The sequence below is a fragment of the Streptomyces sp. NPDC049970 genome (assembly GCF_040660235.1).
Classification (GTDB): Bacteria; Actinomycetota; Actinomycetes; order Streptomycetales; family Streptomycetaceae; genus Streptomyces.
The window spans coordinates 431632-451496 of record NZ_JBFALP010000001.1; the positions used below are offsets into that span (position 1 = coordinate 431632).

Annotated in this window: 15 protein-coding genes; all 15 read left to right on the forward strand. The window is 71.7% G+C overall.

Annotated elements, in window-relative coordinates:
- The first annotated feature begins 62 nt into the window (after window positions 1-62).
- The 15 genes from AB0I83_RS01850 to AB0I83_RS01920 all read left to right on the forward strand — a co-directional run bounded on the left by AB0I83_RS01850 (window position 63) and on the right by AB0I83_RS01920 (window position 19848).
- On the forward strand, window positions 63-740 hold the full coding sequence (locus tag AB0I83_RS01850; protein ID WP_363303214.1) for a GntR family transcriptional regulator: 678 nt from the start codon (window positions 63-65) through the stop codon (window positions 738-740).
- 247 nt (window positions 741-987) lie between these two features.
- Window positions 988-2169, forward strand: a complete 1182-nt coding sequence (locus tag AB0I83_RS01855) for an ROK family transcriptional regulator (RefSeq protein ID WP_356531934.1) — start codon at window positions 988-990, stop codon at window positions 2167-2169.
- 315 nt (window positions 2170-2484) lie between these two features.
- The gene (locus AB0I83_RS01860) at window positions 2485-4011 is read left to right on the forward strand and encodes a sugar ABC transporter ATP-binding protein (RefSeq protein WP_363303215.1); all 1527 of its coding nucleotides are present in this window, start codon (window positions 2485-2487) and stop codon (window positions 4009-4011) included.
- Window positions 4008-5060, forward strand: coding sequence for an ABC transporter permease (locus tag AB0I83_RS01865; RefSeq protein ID WP_363303216.1), 1053 nt, complete (start codon window positions 4008-4010; stop codon window positions 5058-5060). The genes AB0I83_RS01860 and AB0I83_RS01865 overlap by 4 nt, the downstream gene beginning before the upstream one ends.
- 96 nt (window positions 5061-5156) lie before the next feature.
- Entirely contained in the window at window positions 5157-6194 is a 1038-nt protein-coding gene (locus AB0I83_RS01870) for a substrate-binding domain-containing protein (RefSeq protein ID WP_356531939.1), read from the forward strand.
- Between the two features lie 47 nt (window positions 6195-6241).
- Window positions 6242-7462 carry a Gfo/Idh/MocA family oxidoreductase gene (locus AB0I83_RS01875; RefSeq protein WP_363303217.1) on the forward strand — a complete coding sequence of 407 codons (1221 nt, stop codon included), beginning with the start codon at window positions 6242-6244 and terminating at the stop codon, window positions 7460-7462.
- A gap of 12 nt (window positions 7463-7474) precedes the next feature.
- Window positions 7475-8479 carry a sugar phosphate isomerase/epimerase family protein gene (locus AB0I83_RS01880; protein ID WP_363303218.1) on the forward strand — a complete coding sequence of 335 codons (1005 nt, stop codon included), beginning with the start codon at window positions 7475-7477 and terminating at the stop codon, window positions 8477-8479.
- A 319-nt stretch (window positions 8480-8798) separates the two neighbouring features.
- A complete protein-coding gene (locus AB0I83_RS01885) occupies window positions 8799-12503 on the forward strand; it encodes a ThuA domain-containing protein (protein ID WP_363303219.1) in 3705 nt (1234 codons plus the stop codon).
- A gap of 96 nt (window positions 12504-12599) precedes the next feature.
- On the forward strand, window positions 12600-13718 hold the full coding sequence (locus AB0I83_RS01890; protein WP_363303220.1) for an inositol-3-phosphate synthase: 1119 nt from the start codon (window positions 12600-12602) through the stop codon (window positions 13716-13718).
- Complete coding sequence (locus tag AB0I83_RS01895) at window positions 13715-14926, forward strand: SCO3242 family prenyltransferase (RefSeq protein ID WP_363303221.1); 1212 nt, start codon at window positions 13715-13717, stop codon at window positions 14924-14926. Before AB0I83_RS01890 ends, AB0I83_RS01895 begins: the two co-directional genes overlap by 4 nt.
- On the forward strand, window positions 14923-15786 hold the full coding sequence (locus tag AB0I83_RS01900; RefSeq protein ID WP_363303222.1) for a sugar phosphate isomerase/epimerase family protein: 864 nt from the start codon (window positions 14923-14925) through the stop codon (window positions 15784-15786). The genes AB0I83_RS01895 and AB0I83_RS01900 overlap by 4 nt, the downstream gene beginning before the upstream one ends.
- Window positions 15780-16433 (forward strand): EboA domain-containing protein, encoded by a 654-nt coding sequence (locus tag AB0I83_RS01905; RefSeq protein ID WP_363303223.1) that lies wholly within the window; start codon window positions 15780-15782, stop codon window positions 16431-16433. The genes AB0I83_RS01900 and AB0I83_RS01905 overlap by 7 nt, the downstream gene beginning before the upstream one ends.
- The gene (locus AB0I83_RS01910; RefSeq protein ID WP_356839809.1) at window positions 16433-17281 is read left to right on the forward strand and encodes a TatD family hydrolase; all 849 of its coding nucleotides are present in this window, start codon (window positions 16433-16435) and stop codon (window positions 17279-17281) included. Before AB0I83_RS01905 ends, AB0I83_RS01910 begins: the two co-directional genes overlap by 1 nt.
- Before the next feature lie 3 nt (window positions 17282-17284).
- Window positions 17285-18460, forward strand: coding sequence for a metabolite traffic protein EboE (eboE, locus tag AB0I83_RS01915; protein ID WP_363303224.1), 1176 nt, complete (start codon window positions 17285-17287; stop codon window positions 18458-18460).
- Window positions 18457-19848 (forward strand): nucleotide pyrophosphatase/phosphodiesterase family protein, encoded by a 1392-nt coding sequence (locus AB0I83_RS01920; protein ID WP_356839811.1) that lies wholly within the window; start codon window positions 18457-18459, stop codon window positions 19846-19848. Before eboE ends, AB0I83_RS01920 begins: the two co-directional genes overlap by 4 nt.
- Window positions 19849-19865: the final 17 nt, after the last annotated feature.

Here is a 19865-nt window from a genome sequence, read left to right on the forward strand (position 1 = left end):
GGATTGCGCTCGGTAGACTGTAGACGACAAGCGATGGTCCGGGCGCTCGGAGGGGGACCGCGATGTTGTCCGCAGGACTGCCGCAGGGCACGGTGCCGAGGCTGGAGCGACCGGGGCCGCTGCGGGAGCGCGTCTACGAGGCGCTCCTCGAACTGATCACCACGCGGGCTCTGAAGCCCGGTCGGCATCTGGTGGAGAGCGAGCTGGCCGGGCAACTGGGGGTGTCGCGCCAACCGGTGCGCGAAGCGCTCCAGCGGCTGAACACCGAGGGCTGGGTCGATCTGCGCCCCGCGCAGGGCGCGTTCGTCCACGAACCAACCGAGGACGAGGCGGACCAGCTCCTCTCGGTCCGTACGCTGCTGGAAGCCGAGGCCGCCCGGCTCGCCGCGGCCAACTCCGGGCGCCCGGGGATCGAGGCCCTGGAGGAGCTGTGCTCCCAGGGGGAGCGGGCCGTCGCCGCCGACGACGTGGACCTCGCCGTCGCCACGAACGCCGCGTTCCACGCCAAGGTCATGGAGCTCGCGGGCAACGTCGTGCTGGCCGAGCTCGCCGGGCAGGTGGACCGGCGGGTCCGCTGGTACTACACGCCGGTGGCCAGTCGGCGGGGCGCGCGGTCCTGGACCGAGCACCGGGCGCTGATCGCGGCGATCGCGGCCAGGGACGAGCAGCGGGCGACCGAGATCATGCGGGCGCACACCGAGCACACGCGCCAGACGTATCACCGCCGCGAAGAGGCCTGACGGCACGGCTCGCCTCACGTGGTGGAAGGCCGGGGTTCACAACCCCGGCCTTCTCCGTTCCCCGGTGCCCGGGAGGGGCCGGCTCTCCGAGCTCCGGCGGACGCCTGCGGACACCTTTGTCCTGAGTGTGGAGAAAGTTGGCACGGATTCCTGCGCAACTTCTTCCCACTCGGGTAAACCGCTGCTACGTTCCCCCTCGAAAGCCCGACGGACTGGCCGATGTGGCGGGGAGGGACGCGTGAGACGCATGACGGCACGACCCGCGAACACGCACCAGGCGCGACTGCTCCGGCTGTTGCGGGACGACGGACCCAACTCCCGTGCACAGCTGGGGGATCAGGTCGATCTCTCCCGCTCCAAGCTCGCCGTCGAGGTGGACCGGCTCCTGGAGACCGGTCTCGTCGTGGCGGACGGGCTCGCCGCCTCCCGCGGCGGTCGCCGCTCGCACAACATCAGGCTCGCACCCGAACTGCGCTTCCTCGGGGTCGACATCGGCGCGACGTCCATCGATGTCGCCGTCACCAACGCGGAGTTGGAGGTCCTAGGCCACCTGAACCATCCGATGGACGTACGCGAGGGGCCCGTAGCCGTCTTCGAGCAGGTGCTCACCATGGCGGCGAAACTCCGGGCCTCGGGGCTCGCCGAAGGGTTCGACGGCGCCGGCATCGGCGTACCGGGACCGGTCCGCTTCCCCGAGGGGGTGCCGGTCGCGCCGCCGATCATGCCGGGGTGGGACGGCTTCCCGGTCCGCGAGGCGCTCAGCCAGGAACTGGGCTGCCCCGTCATGGTCGACAACGACGTGAACCTGATGGCCATGGGGGAGCAGCACGCGGGCGTGGCCCGTTCCGTGGGCGACTTCCTCTGCGTCAAGATCGGCACCGGAATCGGCTGCGGCATCGTCGTCGGCGGCGAGGTCTACCGCGGTACGACGGGCAGCGCCGGGGACATCGGCCACATCCAGGTGGAACCCGACGGACGCGCCTGCGCCTGCGGCAACCGCGGGTGCCTGGAGGCCCACTTCAGCGGCGCGGCCCTCGCCCGGGACGCCGAGGACGCGGCCCGCGCGGGCAGATCCGCCGAACTGGCCTCCCGCCTGGACGCCGCGGGCAGGCTCTCGGCCATCGACGTCGCCGCGGCCGCGGCGGCCGGTGACCCCACCGCGCTGGACCTGATCCGCGAGGGCGGAAACCGCGTGGGCCAGGTCATCGCGGGACTCGTCAGCTTCTTCAACCCGGGCCTCGTCGTGATCGGCGGCGGGGTGACCGGCCTCGGCCACAACCTGCTGGCCAGCGTCCGGACCCAGGTCTACCGGCAGTCCCTGCCGCTGGCCACGGGGAACCTGCCCATCGTCCTCGGCGAGCTGGGGCCGGTGGCCGGAGTCACCGGCGCGGCCAGGCTCATCAGCGACCACCTGTTCTCGCCGGCCTGATGTCAGGGCCGGTACGCCGTCCGACGGGCGACCCGCAGTCATCACCGTGACCAGCCCGCCCGCAGGACCGCACCGCAGCAGAACCGCACCACGGCTCCGCCCGCAGGACCGCACCGCACGGCAGCACGCAGCACCATGGCACAGCACGGCAGCACCAAGCAGCTGGACCGCACCGCACCGCACGGCAGCACCACGCAGCAAGTCCGTCAGCAGTACCCGGCCCCGCCGGCACTGCGCCCTGCCCGCTCACCGGCCTTCCCCGCGCTCTCGGCTTCGTTCGAGCAGGGGAGACCCCGTTCGCCGAGGGGATTCGTCATGGCACCAGAACCACCCCTGCTCACGATGTCCGGCATCACCAAGTCGTTCCCCGGCGTACGCGCGCTCGACGGCGTGGACCTGGAGGTGCAGGCCGGCGAGGTCCACTGCCTCCTCGGCCAGAACGGCGCCGGCAAGTCCACCCTCATCAAGGTGCTGGCCGGAGCCCACCAGCCCGACGACGGAGCCATCACCTGGCTCGGCGAACCCGTCCAGCTCTCCTCGCCCATCACCGCGATGCGCCTGGGCGTCGCCACCATCTACCAGGAACTCGACCTGGTCGAGGGGCTGTCCGTCGCCGAGAACGTCTTCCTGGGGCACGAACCCACCAGCGCCGGTTTCGTCGTCCGCAACCGCGAGGCCCGCACCGAGGCCGCCGCGCTCCTGAAGCGGCTGGGCCACCCTGAGATCGACCCGGCCCGCGCGGTCGGCGACCTCTCCGCCGCCCACCAGCAGATCGTCTCCATGGCGCGGGCGCTCTCCCACGAGGTCCGGCTGATCGTGATGGACGAGCCGTCCGCCGCTCTCGACCCCGACGAGGTAGACAACCTCTTCCGCACCGTGGACGGCCTCACCGCCGACGGTGTGGCCGTCGTCTACATCTCCCACCGGCTGGAGGAGATCCGCCGCATCGGGGACCGCGTGACCGTGCTCAAGGACGGCCGGGCCGTGGCCGTCGGGCTTCCCGCCAAGTCCACCCCCACCCGCGACATCGTTGCCATGATGACCGGCCGCAACGTCGAGTACGTCTTCCCCGAGCGGCCCGCACCCGGTGTCGGACGGGCCACGGCCGAGCCCGTGCTGAAGGTCGAGGGGCTCACTCGCAAAGGCGAGTTCGAACCCGTGGACCTGGAGCTGAGGCCCGGTGAGATCGTCGGCCTGGCCGGACTCGTCGGCTCGGGCCGCTCCGAGATCCTGGAGACCGTCTACGGCGCGCGCAAGCCGACCGCGGGGCGGGTCCTCGTCGCCGGCAAGCCCCTGCGCCTCGGCAGCGTACGGGCCGCCGTGAACGCGGGAGTCGGGCTGGCCCCGGAGGAACGCAAGGCCCAGGCCCTGCTGCTGACCGAGTCCGTGACCCGCAACGTCTCCGTCTCCTCCCTCTCCCGCTTCGCCCGGGCGGGCTGGCTCGACCGGGGTGCGGAGCGCAAGGCCACGAGGGCGGCGACCCGCGAACTCTCCCTGCGTCCCGACAACCCGGACGCGGCGGTGCGCACACTGTCCGGCGGCAACCAGCAGAAGGCGGTCCTGGCCCGCTGGCTGCTTCGCGGCTGCCGGGTCCTGCTGCTCGACGAACCGACCCGCGGTGTCGACGTCGGCGCCCGCGCCGAGCTCTACGCCGTGATCCGCCGGCTGGCCGACGAAGGCCTCGCCGTTCTGCTCGTCTCCAGCGAAGTGCCCGAAGTGCTGGGCCTCGCCGACCGGGTGCTGGTGCTCCGCGAGGGTCGTGTCGTGCACACGGCCGACGCCAGGGAGCTCGACGAGCACCGTGTACTCGACCTCGTCATGGAAGGGAGCCCGACGTCATGACACAGCCCGCACCGTCGGCGCAGCACCAGGGGCCGGAGAAGGGGGCCGTCGACGGCCCCGCGGCCTCGCCGCCCCCGAAAAAGGCCGGTGGCCCGCGCGCACTCGGCCTGCGTGCCGATGTCCGGAACCTGTCACTGCTCGGTGTCCTCGCCGTACTGATAGCCGTCGGCGGATTCACCGAACCGGACGCGTTCCTGGACACCGGGAACCTCCAGCTGATCCTGACGCAGTCCTCCGTCATCGGGGTCGTCACCGTCGGTGTCACCTTCGTGATCATCAGCGGCGGCATCGACCTGTCGGTCGGTGCGATGGTCGCCCTGGCCTCCGTCTGGGCGACGACCCTCGCCACCCAGGACTTCGGCTTCGCGGGCATCCTGTTCACCGCCGTGGTCGTCGGTCTCGCCGCCGGACTCGTCAACGGGGTCCTCATCGCCTACGGGCGCATGGTCCCCTTCATCGCGACGCTGGCCATGCTCGCCTCGGCCCGCGGGCTCGCCCTGCAGATCACCGACGGCAAGACGCAGATCGTCACCGTCCAGTCGGTGCTGGACCTCGGCCTGCCCGACAGCTACGTCCTGGGCATCCCGCCCCTGGTCCTCGTCTTCGCCGCGGTGACCGTGGCCGGCTGGCTGATCCTGAACCGGACGACCTTCGGGCGCCGGACGGTCGCCGTCGGCGGCAACGCGGAGGCGGCCCGGCTCGCCGGCATCGACGTACGCCGTCAGCGCCTCTACCTCTACCTGCTCTCCGGGCTCTGCTGCGGCATCGCCGCCTTCATGCTGGTCATCCTGTCCGGATCGGGCCAGAACACCAACGGCAACCTCTACGAACTCGACGCCATCGCCGCCGCGATCATCGGAGGCACCCTCCTGAGCGGCGGCCGGGGCACCATCGTCGGTTCGGTGCTCGGGGTCCTGGTGTTCACCACGATCACCAACATCTTCGCGCTCAACAATCTGCAGAGCGACGTCCAGCAGATCGCCAAGGGCGCCATCATCGTCGCCGCCGTCCTCGTCCAGCGCCGCACACTGCGCGGCGGCGAGACCTGAGCGGGCGGCGCGGTCCGAGCACCCCCTCGGTGACAGAGCACTGATCACCCACCCGCTGTTCCGTACACACCGCACCGGATGAAGGGTTCGACAGCCATGCCAGAAACCAGCCGCAGAGGACTGCTCTTCGGCACCGCGGCCGTCTCCGCGGGAGCCTTCCTCACCGCCTGTACCAGCAACGAGCCCAAGGAGAAGGCGACCGCTCAGAGCAACCAGCCCGCCGCCGACGACAAGCCGGGAGCGCCCGTCACCATCGGCTTCGCCGGCCCCCAGGCCGATCACGGGTGGCTCAACGCGATCAACGTCAACGCCAAGTCGCGGGCCGAGAAGTACTCCGAGGTCACCCTGGAGATCACCGAGGGCTCCAACGACACGGCCGCCCAGATCGGCCAGGTCAAGACCCTCATCAACAAGAAGGTCGACGTCCTCGTCGTCCTCCCCGCCGACGGCAAGGCACTCACCCAGGTCGGTCTGGAAGCCATGAAGGCGGGCATCCCCGTCGTCAACCTGGACCGCATCTTCGCCTCCCCGCAGGCCTACCGCTGCTGGGTCGGCGGCGACAACTACGGCATGGGGCTCAACGCGGGCCACTACATCGGCGAGCAGCTCAAGGACAAGTCGGGCGCCAAGGTCGTCGAACTCGCCGGGATCGACAACCTGGAACTCACCAAGCAGCGCAGCAAGGGCTTCGCCGACGCCCTCAAGAACTACCCCAACGTCAAGCTGGTGGCCCGTCAGGCAGCCGACTTCACGGTGGAGTCGGGCCAGGCGAAGATGGCACAACTCCTCCAGGCGCAGAAGCAGTTCGACGCCCTGTGGAACCACGACGACGACCAAGGCGTGGGCGCGCTGCGGGCCATCCAGCAGGCCGGCCGCGACGAGTTCATCATGGTCGGCGGCGCCGGTGCGAAGTCCGCGATGGACGCCATCAAGGCCGACGACAGCGTCCTCAAGGCCACCGTCCTGTACCCGCCGACGATGGCCGCCTCCGCCATCGACCTGGCGCGTGCTCTCGGCCAGAGCAAGGGCGTCGCGGGCCTCTCCGAGATGGAGATCCCGACCTCGCTGACCCTGTACTCGGCCGTGGTCACCAAGGAGAACATCGACCAGTACCTGCCGACGGGCTTCAGCTGATCCCGCACCGCCGCCGCCACCGAACCACCGACGAGGAGGAAGTCCGCATGGCCCGTAGGGAAGAGACGGAGCAGGAGACCGGGGCACCGCCGCCCAAGGCGACGCTCGGGGTCGGCATGGTCGGATACGCGTTCATGGGCGCAGCCCACTCGCAGGGGTGGCGCACCGCGGGACACGTCTTCGACCTGCCGGCGAGACCGGCTCTCGCCGCGATCTGCGGGCGCGACCGTACGGCCGTCGAGGCCGCCGCCGCCCGGCACGGCTGGGCGGCGGCGGAGACCGACTGGCGCGCGCTCATCGCCCGGGACGACGTGCAGCTGGTCGACATCTGCACACCCGGCGACAGCCATGCGGAGATCGCCATCGCCGCGCTCGAAGCGGGCAAGCACGTGCTGTGCGAGAAGCCGCTGGCCAACACGGTCGCCGAGGCGGAGGCGATGGTGGAGGCCGCGGAGCGGGCAGCCGTCCGTGGCCAGGTGGCGATCGTGGGCTTCAACTACCGCAAGGTGCCGGCCCTCACCTACGCCCGCAGGATGATCGAGGAGGGCAGGCTGGGCATCCTGCGGCACGTACGGGCCACCTACCTTCAGGACTGGCTCGTCGACCCCGAGTCGCCCCTCACCTGGCGGCTCAAGCGCGAGCACGCCGGCTCCGGTGCGCTGGGAGACCTCGGAGCGCACATCGTCGACCTCGCCCAGTACCTGGCCGGCGAGCCGCTGGTCGGTGTGTCGGCGGTGAGCGAGACCTTCGTGCGCGAGAGGCCGGTGCTCGCCGGGCCGGGCGCCGGGCTCTCGGGCTCCGCGGACGGCACCGCGCGGGGGGCGGTCACCGTCGACGACGCGGCACTCTTCACCGGGCGCCTGGCGTCCGGGGCACTGGCCTCCTTCGAGGCGACCCGGATGGCTGCGGGACGCAAGAACGCCCTGCGCCTGGAGATCAACGGGGAGCGGGGCTCGATCGCCTTCGACCTGGAACGTCTCAACGAGCTCTCCTTCCACGACCACACCGAGCCGGCCACCAGCGCGGGCTTCCGCCGGATCCTCGTCACCGAGCCCCAGCACCCCTATCTGGAGGCGTGGTGGCCGCCGGGCCACGGACTCGGCTACGAGCACACCTTCGTCCACCAGGCCCGGGACGTCGTGTGTGCCATCGCCGAAGGCCGGTCCGCCGCACCGACGTTCGCCGACGGACTCCAGGTGCAGCGGGTGCTCGCCGCGGTCGAGGAGAGCGCCGCCAAGAACTCCGTACACACCCCGGTGCCCTTCTAGGAGGTTCCGCGCATGCCCCGTCCCTTCACTCTCTTCACCGGCCAGTGGGCCGACCTGCCACTGGAGGAGGTCTGCCGGCACGCCCGGGACTTCGGTTACGACGGTCTCGAACTCGCATGCTGGGGAGACCACTTCGAGGTCGACAAGGCCCTCGCGGATCCCGGCTACCTCGACGGGCGGCGACAGCTGCTCGACAAGTACGGCCTCAAGTGCTGGGCGATCTCGAACCACCTGGTCGGCCAGGCCGTCTGCGACAACCCGATCGACGAACGCCACCAGGGGATCCTGCCCACCCGCATCTGGGGGGACGGGGAGCCCGAAGGCGTACGGCGACGGGCCGCCGAGGAGATCGCGAACACCGCCAGGGCGGCCGCCGCGTTCGGCGTCGACACCGTCATCGGCTTCACCGGATCCTCCATCTGGCACCTGGTCGCGATGTTCCCGCCGGTACCCCCGCACATGATCGAGCGCGGGTACGAGGACTTCGCCGAGCGGTGGAACCCGATCCTGGACGTCTTCGACGCGGAAGGAGTGCGCTTCGCCCACGAGGTGCACCCGAGCGAGATCGCGTACGACTACTGGACCACCCACCGGGCCCTGGAAGCGGTCGGCCACCGGCCCGCGTTCGGGCTGAACTTCGACCCGAGCCACTTCGTGTGGCAGGACCTCGACCCGGTCGGCTTCCTCTACGACTTCCGCGACCGGATCTACCACGTGGACTGCAAGGAGGCGCGCAAGCGCCTCGACGGCCGCAACGGGCGCCTCGGCTCCCACCTGCCCTGGGGCGACCCGAGGCGCGGCTGGGACTTCGTGTCCGCGGGGCACGGTGACGTGCCCTGGGAGGACGTCTTCCGGATGCTGCGGTCCATCGGTTACGAGGGCCCGGTCTCGGTCGAGTGGGAGGACGCGGGCATGGACCGGCTGACAGGTGCGCCCGAGGCGCTGGCGTCGCTCAGGCGGTTCGACTTCGACCCGCCCACCGCGTCGTTCGACGCGGCCTTCGGCGGGGGCGACTAGCACCCGGGGGTGCGGGTCCCCCCGGGGACCCGCACCCCGCTCCGGCGCGACCCGGCCACCGGCGGAGCCTGTCTCCGGGGCGGCGCCGGGAGGCGGTTCGCCATGCCCTGAAACCTCTTTGTCCTTCCGTGGGGAGAAGTCGACCCGGTCTCTGCGCAAGGGCTTTCCGTCCCGGACGAACACGGCTAACGTCCCCTTCGTGTACACGACATGACTCACGTCACCGGTGCCCCACAGCTCCGATGACGAGCGCGGCAGTCCCCGCGCCGAACGGCAGAACGCACCCGCCCGAACAACCGGCACACTCCGGAGGACGCACGTGCACAGAAGCAGCAGACGGCTCCGAGCCCGAAAAACACTCGCCCTCTTCACCGGCGGACTGCTCGCCGCCGCCACGCTCACCCTGGGATCCCCGCCCGCCTCCGCCGACGCGCCCAAGGCGCCGGCCGCGCAGGACGCCGCAGAGGACTTCCAGCAGGTGACCCTCGCCAAGGGCGCCGCCGAGACCGGCGAACCCATCTCGCTCGCGGTACTCCCCGACCGCAGCGTGCTGCACACCGCGCGCGGCGGAGAGCTGCGGATCACGGACAGCGCGGGCAACACGCGGATCTCCGGCACCATCCCCGTCTACTCGCACGACGAGGAAGGCCTCCAGGGCGTCGGGATCGACCCCGGCTTCGCCGAGAACCGGGCGATCTACCTCTACTACGCGCCGCCCCTGGACACCCCCGCCGGCGACGCCCCGGAGAACGGCACCGCCGCGGACTTCGCGAAGTTCGACGGCGTCAACCGCCTTTCCCGCTTCGTGCTCAAGGAGGACGGGACCCTCGACAACGCCAGCGAGAAGAAGGTCCTCGACATCCCGACGACTCGCGGCATGTGCTGCCACGTGGGCGGGGACATCGACTTCGACGCGCAGGGCAACCTCTACCTCTCGACGGGCGACGACTCCAACCCCTTCGCGTCCGACGGCTTCTCGCCACTGGACGACCGGGCCGACCGCAACCCGGCCTTCGACGCCCGCCGCACCTCCGGCAACACCAACGACCTCCGCGGCAAGATCCTCCGCATCAAGGTGGCGGACGACGGCTCGTACACCGTCCCGGAGGGCAACCTCTTCGCCCCGGGCACGGACAGGACGCGGCCCGAGGTCTACGCCATGGGCTTCCGCAACCCCTTCCGCTTCAGCGTCGACCGGGCCACCGGGATCCTGTACGTCGGTGACTACGGCCCCGACGCCGGCGCCGCCGACCCGAACCGCGGGCCGGCCGGCCAGGTCGAGTTCGCCCGGGTGACGAAGCCCGGCAACTTCGGCTGGCCCTTCTGCACCGGTGACAACGATGCCTTCAACGACTTCGACTTCGCGACGGGTACCTCCGGAGCCCGCTTCGACTGCGCCGCCCCGAAGAACGAGTCGCGGTACAACACCGGTCTGGTGGACCTGCCTCCGTCGCAGGCCGCCTGGATCCCGTACGACGGCGCCTCCGTGCCCGAGTTCGGCACCGGCTCCGAGTCCCCGATGGGCGGTCCCGTCTACCACTACGACGCCGACCTCGACTCACCGGTGAAGTTCCCCGAGGAGTACGACGGCGACTTCTTCGCCGGGGAGTTCGGCCGGCAGTGGATCAAGCGCATCGAGCAGGACGGCGAAGGCGCGGTCCAGTCCGTCAACGACGTCCCGTGGACCGGCACGCAGGTGATGGACATGGCGTTCGGCCCCGACGGGGCGCTGTACGTCCTGGACTACGGGCTCTCCTGGTTCGGCGGCGACGAGCACTCGGCGCTGTACCGCATCGAGAACGCCACCGGCGGCCGCTCACCCATCGCCGAGGCCTCCTCGAACAAGACGTCCGGCGTGGCACCGCTCAAGGTGAAGTTCTCCTCGGCCGGCACGACCGACGGCGACGGCGACACGCTCACCTACGCGTGGGACTTCGGCGACGGCGGGAAGTCCACCGCGGCCGACCCCACTTACACGTACAAGAAGAACGGCACGTACACCGCCACCGTGACCGCCGAGGACCCGTCGGGCCGCACCGGTTCGGCGAGCGTGCACGTGACCGTCGGCAACACGGCGCCGACCGTGGTCCTGGAGGCGCCGTCCGACGGGCATCCGTTCGAGTTCGGCGACGAGGTGCCGTTCAAGGTGACGGTCACGGACCCCGAGGACGGCACCGTCGACTGCACCGAGGTCGAGGTCAAGTTCACCCTGGGCCATGACAGCCACGGCCACGACATCACCACCGAGCACGGCTGCGAAGGCACCATCAAGACCGCCATGGAGGGCGGCCACGACCCCAACGCCAACATCTACGGCGGCATCTCGGCGTCCTACACGGACGGCGGGGGCGGCGGCCAGGCCGCGCTGACCGGCCGTGACCAGGCGAAACTCCAGCCCCGTCACCGGCAGGCCGAGCACTTCGACGACTCCTCCGGCGTCACCACACCCGGCAAGACCAGTGCCCATGGCGGCAGGACCGTCGGCGACATCGACAACGGCGACTGGATCTCCTTCACCCCGTACATCCTGGACGGCTCGACCAAGCTCACCGCCCGGACCTCATCGGCCGGCGCGGGAGGCTTCCTCGAAGTACGCGCCGGATCGCCCACCGGCAAGATCCTCGGCTCCGCGCCGGTCCCGGTGACCGGCAGCTGGGACTCCTTCCAGGACATCGACGTACCGCTGCGCGGTGCGCCGAAGAAGGCCACGCAACTCTTCCTGGTCTTCAAGGGCGGAAGCGGAGCACTTTACGACGTGGACGACTTCGAGCTCTCGAACAGCCCGGTGGACAAGACCGCCAAGCGCGTCCTGGTCTTCTCCAAGACCGGCGGCTTCCGCCACGACTCGATCCCCGAGGGCACCGCCGCGCTGAAGGAGCTCGGCAAGGACGCCAACATCACGGTCGACTCCACCGAGGAGGCCGGCCAGTTCACCACCAGCAACCTGGCGCGCTACGACGCCGTCGTCTTCCTGTCGACGACCGGGGACGTCCTGAACGCCGACCAGCAGAAGGCGTTCGAGAACTTCGTGGCCACCGGAGGCGGCTACATGGGCGTCCACGCCGCCGCCGACACCGAGTACGACTGGGAGTTCTACGGCGGGCTCGTCGGCGCCTACTTCGACTCGCACCCGCAGATCCAGCCCGCGACCGTGCGGGTGGAGAACCACGACCACCCGGCCACCGCACACCTGGACGAGGCCTGGGACCGTACCGACGAATGGTACAACTACCGCACCAACCCCCGGGACAAGGCCCAGGTACTCGCCACCCTGGACGAGACCAGCTACACCGGCGGCAAGATGAAGGGCGACCACCCGATCGCCTGGTGCCAGGCGTACCAGGGCGGACGCTCCTTCTACACCGGCCTCGGCCACACCAAGGAGTCCTACGCCGAGCCGGCCCTCCGCCAGCACCTGCTGGGCGGACTGCGGTACGCCGCCGGACAGGTGAAGGCCGACTGCAAGCCGGACACCGGCTACCGGTCCATCTTCAACGGCACGACGCTCGACGGCTGGAAGCAGGCCGGCCCCGGAAAGTTCACCGTCGCCGACGGTGAACTGCGCTCCGAGGGCGGCATGGGCCTGCTGACCTACCAGGCCAAGGAGCTGGAGTCGTACTCCCTCAAGCTCGACTGGAAGATGGCGGGCGACGACAACTCCGGTGTCTTCGTCGGCTTCCCCGAGTCGGACGACCCGTGGTCCGCGGTGGACAACGGCTACGAGGTCCAGATCGACGCCACCGACGCGGCCGACCGCACGACCGGCGCCGTCTACACCTTCAAGTCCGCCGACATCAAGGCCCGTGACCGGGTCCTGCGGCCCCCCGGGCAGTGGAACAGCTACGAGATCAAGGTCCGGGGGGAACGCCTCCAGGTCTTCCTCAACGGTGTGAAGATCAACGACTTCACCAACACCGACCCCGTCCGCAGCCTCAAGGACGGCTACATCGGCCTCCAGAACCACGGGGCCGACGACCAGGTGTCCTTCCGTGACATCCAGCTGAAGGAGCTGCCCTCGACGTAGGGCGGCGACCTCCTGCGCCGACGGTGGGCGGGGAGGGCCCCGGCCTTCCCCGCCCACCGTTCACCACCCCTCTTCATCCCCCCAGGGAGGCAGCCCGTGACCGCACATGCCGTCCGTACCGGAGTCTGGTTCATCGGAGCCCGCGGCTCCGTCGCCACCACCGCGACCGCTGGGTGCGCGGCCATCGCGGCCGGTCTCCACCCGCCGACCGGCATGGTCACCGAGACGCCACCCTTCACCGACACCGGACTGCCGTCCCTGACCTCCCTCGTCTTCGGCGGCCACGACACCCTCGACTGCCCCCTGCCCAAGCGGGCCGAGGCCCTCGCCGCCGGCGGAGTGCTGCCGCACGGGCTGCCCTCGGCCGTCGAGGCCGAACTCGCCCGCGCCGACGCCGAGATACGCACCGGTGGACCGCTCGCCGGCGACACCCGCACCGACGAGGAGCTCATCTCCGCCTTCGCCGCGGACCTGGACGACTTCGCGCGCCGCCACGAACTGGCCCGCACCGTCGTCATCAACGTCGCGTCCACCGAGCCCGCACCAGGCGAGGCCGACACCCGGCTCCCCGCCAGCTCCCTCTACGCCGCCGCGGCGCTCCGTGCCGGCTGCGCCTACGCCAACTTCACCCCCTCCACCGGGCTGCGCAGCCCCCGGCTCCGGGACGCCGTCGACTCCTGCGGACTTCCCCACGCCGGACGCGACGGCAAGACCGGCCAGACACTGCTGCGCTCCGTGCTCGCACCGATGTTCGTCCAGCGCGCACTGCCGGTGCGGGCCTGGTCCGGCACCAACCTGCTCGGAGGCGGGGACGGGGCGGCACTGGCGGACCCGGCCGCCGCCGCGGCCAAGAATGCGGGCAAGGAACGCGTACTGGCCGACACGCTGGGAGCGGCCCCCGAGGGCGAGGTGCACATCGACGACGTACCGGCGATGGGCGACTGGAAGACCGCGTGGGACCACATCGCCTTCGACGGCTTCCTCGGCTCGCGCATGATCCTCCAGACCATCTGGCAGGGCTGCGACTCGGCCCTGGCGGCGCCCCTGGTCCTGGACCTGGCCCGGCTGCTCGCCCGCTCCCACGAGGCCGGCCTCACCGGCCCACGTCCCGAACTGGGCTTCTACTTCAAGGACCCCGACGGGGGACCGTCCGCCCTGTCCGAGCAGTACGCCTCCCTGCTGGCCTTCGCCGAGCGCCTGCGGGCCGCCCGATGAGGCCGCTGCGGCCGACCGCGGCGACGGCCGGGACGCCCCGGCTGCCCAGCGCCCGGCCGCCGGCCGCCGGGCCCGTTCCGGCGCCCTCAGACAGCCTGTCCGGTGCGGGCGGGACTGCGCCGGCACCGGACAGGCCCCGACCCCGGGCGCGCCTGGGCGCCTGGGCGGAACTGCTCCGCGTGTCCGCGCTGTTCAGCGTCCCCGGTGACGCGCTCGCCGGTGCCGCGGCGGTCGGCCGCCGCCCCGGGCCGGGGACCGCGCTGGCCGTCGGCGCGTCGCTGTGCCTGTACGAGGCGGGCATGGCCCTCAACGACTGGGCGGACCGCGAGGAGGACGCCATCGACCGACCGCACCGCCCGATCCCGTCGGGCCGTGTCGCCCCGGCCGCCGCGCTGACCGCGGCGGGCGCCCTCACCGCGGCGGGTCTCGCCCTGGCCGCCCGCGCCGGCCGCCCCGCCCTGGCCGTCGCATCCGGCCTGGCGGCGACGGTCTGGGCCTACGACCTGCACCTCAAGCACACGAGGCTGGGCCCGGCGGCGATGGCCTCCGCCCGCGCCCTGGACCTGCTGCTCGGCGCGACGGCGACGGCGACCGGCCGCGGGGGACCGGCGACCAGCCGCGGCGGATCGGGGGTCGGCCTCGGGGGATCGCGGGGCGGCCTCGGGGGAGAGACCCCGAAGGCGTCACGCTCGGCCAATCCTCCGGCCCCCGGCGCACAACGGCGGCGGGACGCCTCGACCCGCTCCGCACACCCACTCCGTGCCGCGCTGCCCTCCGCCCTCGTGCTCGGCGGACACACCTACGCCGTCACGGCCGTCTCCCGTCACGAGGCCCAGGGCGGTTCCACCTCGGCGCCCCTGGCGGCGCTCGCCGGGGTCGCGGCCCTCGGCGCGGCCGTCCTGCACCCCCGACCGGTACGGGGCGCAACCGGCGACGTACCGGGGAGCCCCGTGCCGACCGGCGCCGAACGGCTCCTGCTGCCCGCGTTCACCGGCACCTACCTGCGCACCTCGGCGGTCCCGCTCCTGCACGCCGCCCTCAACCCGTCCCCGCCCCTCACCCAGCGCGCCGTCGGCGGCGGCATCCGGGCGATGATCCCGCTGCAGGCCGCACTCGCGGCCAGGGCCGGGGCACCCCTCGTCGGGCTCGCGGCCATGGGACTCGTCCCCCTCGCACGCGCGCTCGCCCGGAAGGTGAGCCCCACGTGACACTCCGCCTCGGTTACGGCACCAACGGACTGACCGACCTCCGGCTCGACGACGCCCTCGGCCTGCTGGCCGACCTCGGCTACGACGGCGTAGGCCTGACCCTCGACCACATGCACCTCGACCCCATGGCCCCGGACCTCGCCGTCCGGACCCGCCGGGTGGCGGACAGGCTCGCCGAACTGGGCCTGGGCGTGACCGTCGAGACAGGCGCGCGTTACGTCCTGGACCCCCGGCGCAAACACGGACCCTCCCTCCTCGACCCGGACCCCGATGCCCGCGCGGCCCGCAGCGGCCTGCTCGTCCGGGCCGTCGAGGTGGCCGCCGACCTCGGGGCCCACGCCGTGCACTGCTTCAGCGGCCTCACCCCGCCGGGCACCACCACGGGCACCGCGTGGCAGCGGCTGGCCGAGGCGCTCGCCCCCGTACTGGACGCCGCCGAGCGGGCGGGCATCCCGCTGGCCGTCGAGCCGGAACCCGGCCACCTCCTGGCCACGATCGCCGACTTCCACCAGCTCCGCGTGCTGCTCGGCGACCCGGGCCCGCTCGGACTCACGCTCGACATCGGCCACTGCCAGTGCCTGGAACCCTCCTCGCCCGTCGACTGCGTGAAGGAGGCCGCGCCCTGGCTGCGTCACGTCCAGATCGAGGACATGCGACGCGGGGTCCACGAACACCTGCCCTTCGGCGACGGCGAGATCGACTTCCCGCCGGTGCTCGAAGCGCTCTCCGCCACCGGTTACTCCGGCCTCACCGTCGTGGAACTGCCCAGGCACTCCCACGTGGGCCCCGAACTCGCCCGCCACTCGATCGACTTCCTGCGCAGGGCCACCGGGACGACGAACGGAGCCGCACCGTGCTGACCGACCGCAAGGAACTCGAAGGCCTGCTCCGAGGGGCGGCCAGAGCCTGGCTCGACGAAGCGCTCGCCGAGGCCGCGCACGCGGCGGCCCACCCGGGCGCGGACAGCGGCGACCCACCCTGGGAGCTGCGATTCGCCTCCGCGGGAAGACAGTGCGGACCCGAGCACGCCGACTCCGTACGCGTGCTGCTGCTCGTCGAGGCGCGGGCCGGGCTGTCCGCCGTCACCAGGCTCTACGACCGGGGCACCGCCGCCGAACGCCGCGCCGTCCTCCTGGCCCTGCACCGGCTCGATCTCGGCGCCACCGCACTGCCGCTCGTCGAGGACGCGCTGCGTGCCAACGACACCCGGCTGGTCGCCGCGGCCGTCGGCCCGTACGGCGCTGCCCACCTGGACGCGCACGGCTGGCGGCACGCCGTCCTCAAGTGCCTGTTCAGCGGAGTTCCCGTCGAGGCCCTCGACCGGCTCGCGGACCGCGCCCACGGTGACGCCGAACTCGCCCGGATGCTCAGCGACTTCGCCGACGAACGCACCGCGGCCGGACGGGTCGTGCCCGCCGGTCTGCGCACCGTCCTCACCCTCACCGCCCCGGACCCCGCCCCCACCCTCACCCCCACCACCTCGTCCACGTCCACGGAGGAATCCTGATGCGGATCTTCGACCCCCACATCCACATGACCTCCCGCACCACGGACGACTACCAGGCGATGTACGACGCCGGGGTCCGCGCCCTCGTCGAACCCTCCTTCTGGCTCGGCCAGCCCCGTACCTCGCCCGCCAGCTTCTTCGACTACTTCGACGCCCTCCTCGGCTGGGAACCCTTCCGCGCCTCGCAGTACGGCATCGCCCACCACTGCACGCTCGCGCTCAACCCCAAGGAGGCGAACGACCCGCGCTGCACGCCCGTCCTGGACGCGCTGCCCCGGTACCTCGTCAAGGACTCCGTCGTCGCCGTCGGTGAGATCGGCTACGACTCGATGACCCCCGCCGAGGACACCGCGCTCGCCACCCAGCTCCAGCTCGCGGCCGAACACGGCCTCCCCGCGCTCGTCCACACCCCGCACCGGGACAAGCTCGCCGGACTGCACCGCACCATCGACGTGATCCGGGAATCCGACCTCGCCCCGGAGCTCGTCCTGCTGGACCACCTCAACGAGACGACCGTGAAGGACGCCGTGGACAGCGGCTGCTGGGCCGGCTTCTCCATCTATCCCGACACCAAGATGGACGAGGACCGCATGATCTCGGTCCTGCGGAACCACGGCACCGACAAGATCCTCGTCAACTCGGCCGCTGACTGGGGCAGGAGCGACCCGCTCAAGACACGCAAGGTCGCCGACGCCATGCTGGACGCGGGGTTCGACGAGGACGACGTCGACAAGGTCCTCTGGCGCAACCCCGTCGCCTTCTACGGGCAGAGCGGCCGGCTCCAGCTCGACGTCGCCGCCCCCGGCGCACTCCACGAGGGCAACTCCATCCTCCGCGGCGGGGAGTGAGGCATGCGCTTCCGCCACCCCGACGGCTCCACCGTCCACCTGGCCTACTGCACGAACGTGCACCCCGCCGAAACCCTCCAAGGAGTCCGCGCCCAACTGCGCGACCACTGCGAGCCCGTACGCAGACGGCTCGGGCGGGACCGCCTCGGCATCGGCCTCTGGCTGGCCAGGGACGCCGCGCGTGCCCTGGTCAACGACCCCGCCGCACTGCGCTCCCTGCGGTCCGAAATGGAGCACCGCGGCCTGGAGGTGGTCACCCTCAACGGCTTCCCCTACGAGGGCTTCGGCGCCCAGGAGGTCAAGTACCGCGTCTACACACCGGACTGGACCGACCCCGAGCGCCTCGCACACACCACCGACCTGGCCCGGCTGCTCGCCGCACTCCTCCCCGACGACGTCACCGAAGGCACCATCTCGACCCTGCCGATCGCCTGGCGCACCCCGTACGGCTACGACCCCACGGCGGCCGACACCGCGCGGAAAGCCCTCACGGCACTCGCGCAGCGGCTCGACGCCCTCGCCGAGCTGACCGGAAAGTCGATCAGGATAGGTCTCGAACCGGAGCCCGGCTGCACCGTGGAGACCACCGCCGACGCCATCGCCCCTCTCACCTCGGTGGGGCATGAACGCATCGGCATCTGCGTCGACACCTGCCACCTCGCCACCTCCTTCGAGGACCCGGACACCGCACTCGACGCCCTGCGCGCAGCCGGCGTACCCGTCGCCAAGGCCCAGCTCTCCGCGGCGCTGCACGCCGAACACCCACACCTGCCAGAGGTACGCGCCGCACTCGGGGCCTTCGCCGAACCCCGCTTCCTGCACCAGACACGCACCCTGACAGCCGCGGGCCTCCGGGGCACCGACGACCTCGAAGAGGCCGTGTCGGGCGGGACGCTCCCCGACAGCACGCCCTGGCGCTCCCACTTCCACGTCCCCCTGCACGCGCCGCCCGCGCCACCGCTCACCTCCACGCTCCCGGTGCTCCAGTCCGTACTGACCAGGCTCGTCGGCGGGGCCGCGCCCCTCACCCGGCACCTCGAGGTCGAGACGTACACCTGGCAGGCGCTCCCGGTGGAACTGCGGCCGCGCACCCGAACCCAGCTCGCCGACGGCATCGCCGCCGAACTCACCCTCGCCCGCGACCTCCTCGTCGACCTCGGGCTGAAGGAGCTCCCATGACCGCGCCCGAAACCGCCGCTCGTCCCACCCCCCTCCTCGTCCTCGACGTCGTCGGGCTCACGCCGCAACTGCTGGACCACATGCCGAACCTCCGGGCCATGGCCGGGTCGAAGGCACCGCTCACCACGGTCCTGCCCGCCGTCACCTGCGCGGCCCAGTCCACCTTCCTCACCGGCACCACCCCCGCCGAGCACGGCATCGTCGCCAACGGCTGGTACTTCCGCGAACTCGGCGACGTCCTCCTGTGGCGCCAGCACAACGGACTCGTCGAGGGCGACAAGCTCTGGGACGCCGCCCGGCGCGCCCACCCCGGCTACACCGTCGCCAACATCTGCTGGTGGTACGCGATGGGTGCCGACACCGACTGGACCGTCACCCCCCGGCCGGTGTACTACGCCGACGGCCGCAAGGAACCCGACTGCTACACCAGGCCCCCGGCACTGCACGACGAGCTGACCGAGAAGCTCGGCACCTTCCCGCTGTTCCACTTCTGGGGCCCCGGCGCCGACCTCGTCTCCTCGCAGTGGATCATCGACGCCACCCGCCACCTCCTCGCCACCCGCACCCCCGATCTGGCCCTCTGCTACCTCCCGCACCTCGACTACGACCTCCAGCGCTACGGCCCCGACGACCCGCGCTCGCACCGGGCCGCCGCCGACCTCGACCGCGCCGTCGCCCCCCTGCTCGACGACGCGAGGGCCGGCGGACGCACGGTCGTCGCCCTCTCCGAGTACGGCATCACCCGGGTCGACCGGCCCGTCGACATCAACCGCGCCCTGCGCCGGGCCGGCCTCCTCGAGGTGCACACCCAGGACGGCATGGAGTACCTCGACCCGATGGCCTCGCGCGCCTTCGCCGTCGCCGACCACCAGCTCGCCCACGTCTACGTACGCCGGCCCGAGGACCTGGAAGCGACCCGGGAAGCGCTGGCGGACCTGCCCGGCATCGAGCAACTCCTCGACGACGCGGGCAAGAAGGCCCACCACCTGGACCACCCCCGCTCCGGCGAGCTCGTCGCCGTCGCCGAGAAGGACGCCTGGTTCACGTACTACTACTGGCTCGACGACGACCGCGCGCCCGACTTCGCGCAACTCGTCGAGATCCACCGGAAACCGGGCTACGACCCGGTGGAACTCTTCATGGACCCCCAGGACCCCTACGTCCGGGTCAAGGCCGCCTCGGCGGTGGCCCGCAAGAAGCTCGGGATGCGCTACCGCATGGCGGTCGTGCCCCTCGACCCCTCACCTATCCGCGGCAGCCACGGCCGCCTCCCCACGAGCGACGACGAAGGTCCGCTCATCCTCTGCTCCACCCCCCACGCGTTCACCGGCCGAGTCCAGGCCACCGAAGTGAAGTCCCTGCTGCTCCAGCTTGCCGGACTGCACTGACAATCCGCTCCGCCCGC

What these genes read in the sequence shown, in the direction of transcription:
- AB0I83_RS01910 (WP_356839809.1), top strand. Translation starts at nt 16,433, where the DNA reads ATGCGGATCTTCGACCCCCACATCCACATGACCTCCCGCACCACGGAC.
- AB0I83_RS01880 (WP_363303218.1), top strand. Translation starts at nt 7,475, where the DNA reads ATGCCCCGTCCCTTCACTCTCTTCACCGGCCAGTGGGCCGACCTGCCA.
- AB0I83_RS01870 (WP_356531939.1), top strand. Translation starts at nt 5,157, where the DNA reads ATGCCAGAAACCAGCCGCAGAGGACTGCTCTTCGGCACCGCGGCCGTC.
- AB0I83_RS01875 (WP_363303217.1), top strand. Translation starts at nt 6,242, where the DNA reads ATGGCCCGTAGGGAAGAGACGGAGCAGGAGACCGGGGCACCGCCGCCC.
- AB0I83_RS01895 (WP_363303221.1), top strand. Translation starts at nt 13,715, where the DNA reads ATGAGGCCGCTGCGGCCGACCGCGGCGACGGCCGGGACGCCCCGGCTG.
- AB0I83_RS01855 (WP_356531934.1), top strand. Translation starts at nt 988, where the DNA reads ATGACGGCACGACCCGCGAACACGCACCAGGCGCGACTGCTCCGGCTG.
- AB0I83_RS01920 (WP_356839811.1), top strand. Translation starts at nt 18,457, where the DNA reads ATGACCGCGCCCGAAACCGCCGCTCGTCCCACCCCCCTCCTCGTCCTC.
- AB0I83_RS01860 (WP_363303215.1), top strand. Translation starts at nt 2,485, where the DNA reads ATGGCACCAGAACCACCCCTGCTCACGATGTCCGGCATCACCAAGTCG.
- eboE (WP_363303224.1), top strand. Translation starts at nt 17,285, where the DNA reads ATGCGCTTCCGCCACCCCGACGGCTCCACCGTCCACCTGGCCTACTGC.
- AB0I83_RS01850 (WP_363303214.1), top strand. Translation starts at nt 63, where the DNA reads ATGTTGTCCGCAGGACTGCCGCAGGGCACGGTGCCGAGGCTGGAGCGA.
- AB0I83_RS01865 (WP_363303216.1), top strand. Translation starts at nt 4,008, where the DNA reads ATGACACAGCCCGCACCGTCGGCGCAGCACCAGGGGCCGGAGAAGGGG.